Annotated in this window: 2 protein-coding genes; both read left to right on the plus strand. The window is 44.5% G+C overall.

Annotated features, from left to right (window positions below; genetic code table 11):
* Positions 1–146: plasmid mobilization relaxosome protein MobC (mobC, locus tag G4407_RS17305; RefSeq protein WP_173689680.1), on the plus strand; the 146-nt coding region annotated here is incomplete at its 5' end.
* Positions 147–152: 6 nt separating this feature from the next.
* Positions 153–1,412 (plus strand): relaxase/mobilization nuclease domain-containing protein (locus tag G4407_RS17310; RefSeq protein ID WP_173689681.1); only part of this gene is annotated, 1,260 nt, incomplete at its 3' end.

Here is a 1,412-nt window from a genome sequence, read left to right on the forward strand (position 1 = left end):
TGCTTAGGAAGATAGCGGGTCTGTGCAATAATGCGAACCAGCTTGCCCATGTTGCCAATGCTTCTGGAATGGCAAGCGAGCAGAGCATTCAGGAAATGCTGCGGCTTACCAAAGAAACATGGCATCTGGTAAAGGAAGAGTGGTAATGCCGGATGGCTTATACAAGTGTTATCCCCGTCCACCGCCTGGACCGTTCCATTGAATATGTGAAAGACAAAGAAAAAACCACACAGAAAGCGGACTCTCTGGAGGCTGCCATCGATTATGCCATGAACCGGACAAAGACGGAACAGGCGGTCTTCGAAGATACCATCGGATGTACCAATGAAAATGCGTATGCAGATATGGTGGCAACAAAAAAGAGATTCCATAAGATGGGCGGTGTGGAAGGATACCATCTGGTACAGAGTTTTGCAGAAGGTGAGGTGACACCGGAACTGGCACATCTCATCGGGCAGGAATTGGCAGACCGGCTCTTAAAAGGACAATTTGAAGTCGTCATAACAACACATCTTAATACCAGACACTATCACAATCATATTGTCTGGAATTCTGTAAGCATGGTGGACGGACATAAGTACCATAGTAATGCCAAGAGTTATTATACGGAGATCCGTAAGATTTCCGATGACCTGTGCAGAAAATATGGTCTGTCTATCATTGAATCCAATCAGAAAAAATCAATCCCTTATGTACAGTGGAAAGCGGAACAGGAAGGGAAACCGACATGGAGAAGTGCGATTCGTCTGGATATCAGGGAGTCTGTACAGGAAAGCTACTCCTGGTCACAATTCTTAAAAGAAATGGAAAAGCGTGGATACACATGGAAACTGAACCGGAAATATGTCGCTTTAAAGGCTCCGGGGATGGAACGGTACATCCGGCTACGGTCTCTTGGAAAAAACTATTCCGAAGAGGAGATCCGTGGACAGATCTTACAGCCAAAAGTAAAACGCATCTATCAAAAGACGGTGCAGATTCCTCCAAAGAAGAAACTGACCGGGATTCAGGCACTGTATTATTCCTATTTATATCAAATGGGGGTACTGCCAAAAAGACCGAAAAGGAGTCCATACGTGGTCAGAGAGGATATCCGGAAACTGGATCAGAGGATTGAACAGATTGAGTTTTTAATGAAGCATGACATTACGACCAGAGAACAGCTTGCCACATACCGTGAGCCGTTACAAAAGCGGATTTCAGAACTGATGAAGGAACGCAGAAAGCTCTATCGGAATGACAGTGAAGACAGTGGAAAAGTACGGCTGTCCGAAATTAATGAGGAATTAAAAAATCTCCGAAAAGAAGTCCGTATGACCGTCCGGATTGAAAAGCATTCATTGGAAATCGAAGAAAGACTTCGAAAGGCAGAAGAACAAAACCAGAATGAGAAACGTGTGGAACACAAAGAA

The sequence above is a fragment of the Allocoprococcus comes genome, from assembly GCF_013300725.1.
GTDB classification, from domain to species: Bacteria; Bacillota; Clostridia; order Lachnospirales; family Lachnospiraceae; genus Allocoprococcus; species Allocoprococcus comes_A.